This is a genomic window from Stenotrophomonas acidaminiphila (genome assembly GCF_001431595.1).
In the GTDB taxonomy this organism is placed as follows: Bacteria; Pseudomonadota; Gammaproteobacteria; order Xanthomonadales; family Xanthomonadaceae; genus Stenotrophomonas; species Stenotrophomonas acidaminiphila.
Window position 1 is genome coordinate 1 of the sequence record NZ_LDJO01000101.1, and the last position, 4,953, is coordinate 4,953.

The following is a 4,953-nucleotide window of genomic DNA, read 5'->3' on the forward strand; positions in this document are numbered from 1 at the left end:
GCTCAGGGGCGGTGGGCGATCAGCGAGATCACCTCGAAATGCGGCGGGCGCTTCTCGCGGGTGACGGTCTCCAGGCTGGACACCTCCAGCCCGGCCTTTTCGACGAACCTGCGCAGCTCCTTGCCGGTGAAGCCGAGGTTGACGTGGCCGTAGGCTTCCACCGCGGCCTTGTGCTCGTGGCGGGCCAGGCTGCACAGCATCAGCCGCCCACCCGGGCGCAGCACCCGCGCGCCTTCGGCCACCGCCTTGGACGGGTGGCTGGCGTAGGTGAGGGCGTGCATCAGCACCACCAGATCGAAGCTGCCGTCCTCGAACGGCAGCTGGTGCATGTCGCCCTCGCGCACTTCCACGTTGGGCAGCTTGCGCAGGCGCTCGCTGGCCGCGGCGACCACGCGCGCGCTGGTGTCGATGCAGACATAGCGCTGCGCGTGCGGGGCCAGCAGTTCGGCCAGCACGCCGTCGCCGGAGGCGATGTCGAGCACGTCGCCGGTTTCCAGCAGCGGCAGCGCGCTGCGTGCCAGCGCTTCCCAGGTGCGTCCGGGCGAGTAGTGGCGTTCCATGTCGCCGGCCACGCTGTCGGCCCAGTTCTGGTCGGCCGCGCGCATCGCCAGCACCGACGGCACCCGCTCGGCGTCCTGGCGCAGCAGCGGGTCGTCGCTGCCGTTGCTCAGCGCATGCCACAATGCGCGCTGCGCCGGATCCAGCGCGGCGTCGTCGAAGCGGTAGTAGGCCGACACCCCGGCGCGGCGGTCGCGGACCAGCCCGGCTTCCTTCAGGCGGGCCAGGTGGGTGGACACGCGCGGCTGCGCCAGCGTGGTGATGGCCGACAGCTCGGCCACGGTCAGCTCTTCCTGTTCCAGCAGCGTCAGCAGGCGCACGCGGGTGGCGTCGGCGAACACCTTCAGGCGGGTCGACCAGTCTTCCAGATCCATAAATATCTACCTATCGAGATAGAGAGATATTTTGCTGCTGCGGCGCGGCAGGGTCAAGGCGCGGCCTGCGTGGGCCGGGTGAGCGGGTACGCAGGTCGACGTGAATGGTGGTGCCCACCCAGCGCCGTCTGCCGCGGCTGGCCCCCTCTTTGCCGATCACGGCAACAGTTACAATCGCAACTTCGTAATGCCCTGGGAGGGGTGTAGTGGATTTCAGCTTTTCCGACGAACAACTGATGCTGCAGGATGTCGCCCGCCGCATCGCCCAAGAGAAGATCGGCCCCAGCGCCGAGCACCACGATGCCACCGGCGAATATCCGCTGGAGAACATCCGCCTGCTCGGCGAGAACGGCCTGATGGGCATCGAGGTACCCGTCGAGTACGGCGGCGCGGGCATGGACCCGGTGTCCAGCGTGCTGGCGATCATCGAGGTGTCCGCCGCCGATGCCGCGCACGCAACCATCATGTCGGTCAACAACTCGCTGTTCTGCAATGCAGTGCTCAGCCACGGCAGCGAGGAACAGAAGCAGCTGTACGTGCGCGCGATCGCCGAGGGCCGCGAGATCGGTGCCTTCGCCCTGACCGAATCGCAGTCCGGCTCCGACGCCACCGCCATGCGCTGCCGCGCGGTCAAGCAGGCCGACGGCACCTATGTGATCAACGGCCAGAAGAGCTGGATCACCTCCGGCCCGGTGGCACGCTACATCGTGCTGTTCGCGATGACCGACCCGTCGCAGGGCGCGCGCGGCATCACCGCCTTCATGATCGACACCACCCGCCCGGGCTTCGGCCGCGGCAAGACCGAGCCCAAGCTCGGCGTGCGCGCCTCGGCCACCTGCGAGATCGAGTTCCAGGACTACGTGGCCCGCGCCGAGGACGTGATCGGCGCCGAGGGGCAGGGCTTCAAGATCGCCATGGGCCTGCTCGACTCGGGCCGCATCGGCATCGCCGCGCAGGCGGTGGGCATCGCCCGCGCCGCCTACGAGGCGTCGCTGGCCTACGTGCGCGAGCGCAAGTCCTTCGGCGCGCCGATCGGCAGCTTCCAGATGATCCAGGCCAAGATCGCCGACATGAAGTGCAAGCTGGACGCGGCGCTGCTGCTGACCCTGCGCGCGGCCTGGACCAAGGCCCAGGGCAAGCGCTTCTCCACCGAAGCCGCGGTCGCCAAGCTCACCGCCTCGGAAGCGGCGATGTGGATTGCCCACCAGGCCGTGCAGATCCACGGCGGCATGGGTTATTCCAGGGAAATGCCGCTGGAGCGCTACTTCCGCGACGCCAAGATCACCGAGATCTACGAAGGCACCAGCGAGATCCAGCGCCTGGTCATCGCCCGCAACGAAACCGGCGTGCGCTGAATCCCGTTTTCTCGTTGGGTCCCGCAGGTACCGCGCGTCACATTGGCGGGGGCGCGGCGTGGAGCGGGGTCCGAAACGAGGGCAGCCGCAGGCCAACGTCCTCCGCGGCGTTGGCAAGATCCTCCACCTGAGAAGAAGAGATCAAGAGCCCCGGCATCGCCGGGGCTTTGTCGTTGCGCACCGCCAAGGACAGTGACGACTCACATGCCTGGAAAGCACAACCCGGGCCACGCGGTGGTCGTACGTTTCCAATGGCAGTGGGTTGTCGGCAGGCGCCTCATGCACGCCAGTCGCAAACTGTGTTGCATCCCTTTCTGGAGTGATGGCGTTTCTGGAATTTAATGAATATTGAACCGAATGTGGCGGACTGGTTGCACATTGTACAGGTGACGCAGGTCGTAAACCGCGAATTTCATTCAATTTCATTTTCTGTTTCTTTTCATGAGGTTGATAGGATCCCGGTCGTTTCAGTCGAATCAATTTGCGATATTCCCTTGAGTTCACCCGAGACTGCTGCAAGCCTGTTTGCACCCTCGATGCACGCTGTGGTTCCCAATGAAGATGCGCTGGAAGTGGAAGCCACGGTCCTGAACAAGGACATTGGTTTTGTCAGGCCCGGTCAGCCTGTAACGCTGAAACTGGAGAGCGTCCCATACACACGTTACGGCTATCTGGAAGACACGGTGGAAACCGTGTCGCACGATGCCGCGCAGGACGAGCACTTGGGTCTGGTGTTTCCGGCACGGGTCCGGTTGAACAAGAGCGCGCTGATGGTCGATGGGGTGACGGTATCGCTGACACCGGGCATGAGCCTGAGTGCGGAGATCAAGACCGGCAAGCGGCGGTTGATCGACTACGTGCTCAGCCCGTTGCAGCGACATGGTGGCGAGGCATTCCGGGAGAAATAGGCAATGGAACAATGGGCGGTAATGAGGAACGAGGGCGCCGCACGCGCGCTTTGTGCTGGACGAGCGCCTGCGCATCGTCGCCGTTGTGCCGTGGACCGGGGATGCCGCATGGCATGGGACACAAATAGTGGAGGCGCTGAATGTCCTGCCAGTGGAGGTCCCGGAAACGCCGGCTCCGGTCCTGGTCGTGCCGCGCATTTTTGAGACGGTGCTGTGCCGCGAGTTGATCGGTCACTACAAGCGTCTGGGAGGCGAGTCATCCGAATGAAATTCTGATTCATTCAGCGGACGTACTGGGGTGGATGAGGTCAGTTAAAAATAAAACTCGACTCTGATTACTGCTTTTTGCTGGGGGTGCAATTCGTGTCGGGTATAAGTCTGCGTGCGGAAATTAAGGTCGGTAAAAGAATACTGATTGATTACTTGTTCGGCCTGTCGCAAAACATGACGGCGAGGCCTTCAAGGGAATATGAGAGGGGGTCGGGCTGCATTGACGATGAGTGGTGAATAAAGAGAGCCTCTCACAAGCGCAGTGACGAGCGGGAATGTATTTTCTTGTTTTAATTGGAGTGTTGAAATGAGGGGGCGACCAGGTTGCGATTAATAGTTTCCTTCGGTTTCTTTCTATTGGCTCTGCCACTTTCTTGTGCCGTAATGAATTACGGTGGCCTGTGTGTAGTGCGTGCAGAGCGGATGAGTGATGCGCGCATGATTAATATTGCGATCACGCAGCTGCTCGATAGTATGCGGCCACCCGATAGTCTATGGGTAGAGCAAGGAGGGAGGCTTGTGGAAGTGGAGATGCCTGCGAATGAGGTGTCGTATGCGGACGTTTCTGAATTTCTTCAGTTGAATCCAAACTGTTGCCGCATTTCTATGGAGGTTCCTGCTCTGGGGTGGTCTGCCGGTTTCGCGGATCGTATATCGGGACGTTTGGCTGGATACGTATTGATTAGATATAGAGACCGGCCCGGAATGGAGGGGCGTTGGAGAGAAGCCCATGTTGCTGTCACTAATTGTGGGCGCGCGTGGGATGGTATCTAATTTTAAATTGTGAATTCGTTAATGATTTGGTCATGCGTGGTCTTTTATCACAGAGAGAGATAAATGGTATGGCGCTTACAGTAGAGCAAATAACCAATCTTTATCTTTATGGAAAGGATGGTCGCCCAGATGATCTTAATTAGGATGCGAGCCATGGGATTGACTGCTGTTGTATTGGCTGTCCTTATGATATCTGGGGGAGTAGGGGCGACCGATCAGGGCTTCTGTTGGCAGAAAGGCATAGTGTTGGCATCCGAGTACAAAATAGATGCTGCGATTCACAGTGTACTGGCCTCTTACCCGTCGGTTCTAGAATCCTTCCGCCCCACTGGGCAAGGCATCGGCATGGTGTCATATAGAAAGCCAAAGCGAGCGATTGCCTACCAAGACATCAGTGAATTTAAGTGCATGAATCCAGATTGCTGTGCGTTAGTAGTGCATGATCGTGAAGGATGGACTCCCTCAGTTTTTCAGAGGGTTACAGGACAGGTCTCTAGCTTGGTTATGGTTGGGTATCAGGTTCGGCACAGGGAGGGGGGTGATGTTGTGGCTACAACTCACGAAGATTTTATTCCATTCTCAAATTGTGGAACTACCTTAAGATCTTAATGGAGAAAAATCATGGCATGGACCGGCCAGAGTTCCGTAGACACTCAGTCGCCGCTCTGCGCGTAGCGCCTCTCAAACTCTACCGGTGACAGTCCGCCAGCGGAA

The 4,953-nt window shown here is 60.2% G+C and carries 3 protein-coding genes and 1 pseudogene; 3 read left to right on the top strand and 1 reads right to left on the bottom strand.

What is annotated here, in order from left to right:
• Positions 1 to 2: 2 nt before the first annotated feature.
• Positions 3 to 932: an ArsR/SmtB family transcription factor gene (locus ABB33_RS17735; RefSeq protein WP_056932965.1), complete on the bottom strand. Its 930-nt coding sequence runs from the start codon at positions 930 to 932 to the stop codon at positions 3 to 5.
• 206 nt (positions 933 to 1,138) lie between these two features.
• On the opposite strand from ABB33_RS17735, the gene ABB33_RS17740 reads away from it, so the two are divergent.
• From ABB33_RS17740 to ABB33_RS18710, 3 genes and pseudogenes are all read left to right on the top strand, one after another.
• Positions 1,139 to 2,287, top strand: coding sequence for an acyl-CoA dehydrogenase family protein (locus ABB33_RS17740; protein ID WP_054666533.1), 1,149 nt, complete (start codon positions 1,139 to 1,141; stop codon positions 2,285 to 2,287).
• Between the two features lie 542 nt (positions 2,288 to 2,829).
• Positions 2,830 to 3,195: pseudogene (locus ABB33_RS19250) on the top strand (beta-barrel domain-containing protein); the annotation flags it as partial.
• Between the two features lie 52 nt (positions 3,196 to 3,247).
• Positions 3,248 to 3,463 carry a hypothetical protein gene (locus tag ABB33_RS18710; RefSeq protein ID WP_152985160.1) on the top strand — a complete coding sequence of 72 codons (216 nt, stop codon included), beginning with the start codon at positions 3,248 to 3,250 and terminating at the stop codon, positions 3,461 to 3,463.
• Positions 3,464 to 4,953: the final 1,490 nt, after the last annotated feature.